Source organism: Brevundimonas sp. UBA5936 (assembly GCA_002430835.1).
Classification (GTDB): domain Bacteria; phylum Pseudomonadota; class Alphaproteobacteria; order Caulobacterales; family Caulobacteraceae; genus Brevundimonas.
This window is the reverse complement of record DJDA01000116.1, coordinates 1-2,500: the sequence shown is the minus strand read 5'-3', so window position 1 is coordinate 2,500 and position 2,500 is coordinate 1. Positions and strand designations below refer to the sequence as shown.

Here is a 2,500-nt window from a genome sequence, read left to right as displayed (position 1 = left end):
GGTCAGCGACTTCATGTGTCGAGCAAGCTTAAGCCGTTAGGTGTAGGCGCAGCGAAAGCGAGTCTGAATAGGGCGCTAAGTTCGACGTATGACGACCCGAAACCAGGTGATCTATCCATGAGCAGGATGAAGGTAAGGTAACACTTACTGGAGGTCCGAACCCGTGAATGTTGAAAAATTCTGGGATGACTTGTGGATAGGGGTGAAAGGCCAATCAAACCTGGACATAGCTGGTTCTCCGCGAAATCTATTTAGGTAGAGCGTCCGACGAATACCCTGGGGGGTAGAGCACTGGATGGTTGCGGGCTGCGCGAGCGGTACCAATACTAACCAAACTCCGAATACCCAGGAGTACTATCGGGCAGACACACGGCGGGTGCTAACGTCCGTCGTGAAAAGGGAAACAACCCTAACCATCATCTAAGGCCCCCAAGTCATGGCTAAGTGGGAAACGATGTGGGATTGCTTTGACAATCAGGAGGTTGGCTTAGAAGCAGCCATCCTTTAAAGAAAGCGTAACAGCTCACTGATCAAGCGATCCTGCGCGGAAAATGTAACGGGGCTAAAGCCATGCGCCGAAGATATGGGTTTGCAGTTTACTGCAAGCGGTAGCGGAGCGTTCCGTAAGCCTGTGAAGGTCAACTGTGAGGTTGGCTGGAGGTATCGGAAGTGAGAATGCTGACATGAGTAACGATAAACAGTGTGAGAAACACTGTCGCCGAAAGACCAAGGGTTCCTGCGTAAAGCTAATCTGCGCAGGGTTAGTCGGCCCCTAAGGCGAGGCTGAAAAGCGTAGTCGATGGGAAGCAGGTAAATATTCCTGCACCAGCTAGAAGTGACGGATGGCATAAGTCGTCGGGGCTTATTGGATTGTTCCCGGCGGTGGCGTTGTCCCTGGAAATAACTCTAGCAGAGACCGTACCCGAAACCGACACAGGTGGTCAGGTAGAGAATACCAAGGCGCTTGAGAGAACTGTGCTGAAGGAACTCGGCAAATTGCACGCGTAACTTCGGAATAAGCGTGACTCACCCTGGGCAACCAGGACTGAGTGGCACAAGCCAGGGGGTAGCGACTGTTTAGCAAAAACATAGGGCTCTGCGAAGCATCAATGCGACGTATAGGGTCTGACGCCTGCCCGGTGCCTGAAGGTTAAAGGGAGGAGTGAAAGCTCCGAACTGAAGCCCAGGTAAACGGCGGCCGTAACTATAACGGTCCTAAGGTAGCGAAATTCCTTGTCGGGTAAGTTCCGACCTGCACGAATGGCGTAACGACTTCCCCACTGTCTCCAGCACAGGCTCAGTGAAATTGAATTCCCCGTGAAGATGCGGGGTTCCCGCGGTCAGACGGAAAGACCCTATGAACCTTTACTATAGCTTCGCCTTGGCGTTAGCGACCGTATGTGTAGGATAGGTGGGAGGCTATGAAGCCGGGGCGCCAGCTCTGGTGGAGCCATCCTTGAAATACCACCCTTACTGTCGTTGACGTCTAACCGAGGGCCGTTATCCGGTCCCGGGACATGGCGTGGTGGGTAGTTTGACTGGGGCGGTCGCCTCCCAAAGTGTAACGGAGGCGCGCGATGGTTAGCTCAGACCGGTCGGAAATCGGTCGTCGAGTGCAATGGCATAAGCTAGCCTGACTGCGAGACTGACAAGTCGAGCAGAGACGAAAGTCGGCCATAGTGATCCGGTGGTCCCGCGTGGAAGGGCCATCGCTCAACGGATAAAAGGTACTCTAGGGATAACAGGCTGATTTTGCCCAAGAGTCCATATCGACGGCAAAGTTTGGCACCTCGATGTCGGCTCATCACATCCTGGGGCTGGAGCAGGTCCCAAGGGTACGGCTGTTCGCCGTTTAAAGTGGTACGTGAGCTGGGTTCAGAACGTCGTGAGACAGTTCGGTCCCTATCTGCCGTGGGTGTTCGAAGCTTGAGAGGATCTGTCCCTAGTACGAGAGGACCGGGATGGACATACCTCTGGTGGACCTGTCATGGCGCCAGCCGTGCAGCAGGGTAGCTAAGTATGGAATAGATAACCGCTGAAAGCATCTAAGCGGGAAACTAACCTCAAAACAAGGCTTCGCTGAGGATCGTGGAAGACTACCACGTTGATAGGCCAGGTGTGGAAGCGCGGTGACGTGTGAAGCTTACTGGTACTAATAATCCGATCGGCTTGATCGTTTCTCAGCAAAACTCATTCGATCTTACTTGTCGAAATCATAGACAATATCTTCTCATTCATGTGTGTCGGGTTGACCTGGTGGCTCTGTCGGAGGTTCCCCACCCGATCCCATTCCGAACTCGGTCGTTAAGACCTCCAGAGCCGATGGTACTTCGTCTTAAGGCGCGGGAGAGTAGGTCGCCGCCGGGTCTACCCGACACACATGAATGACTTCTCGATCCTTCTTCCTTTACTCACCGCCTTGCCGCGGGATGGAGCAGCCCGGTAGCTCGTCAGGCTCATAACCTGAAGGTCGTAGGTTCAAATCCTACTCCCGCACCCA

Annotated in this window: 1 tRNA gene and 2 rRNA genes (1 of these 3 cut by a window edge); all 3 read left to right on the top strand. The window is 53.8% G+C overall.

Going from position 1 to position 2,500, the window contains the following annotated elements:
• A 23S ribosomal RNA gene (locus tag B2Y21_RS12000) occupies window positions 1-2,177 on the top strand (it extends 604 nt beyond the left edge of the window).
• A gap of 75 nt (window positions 2,178-2,252) precedes the next feature.
• Window positions 2,253-2,367, top strand: a 5S ribosomal RNA gene (rrf, locus tag B2Y21_RS11995).
• Window positions 2,368-2,423: 56 nt separating this feature from the next.
• Window positions 2,424-2,500 (top strand) — tRNA-Met (locus tag B2Y21_RS11990).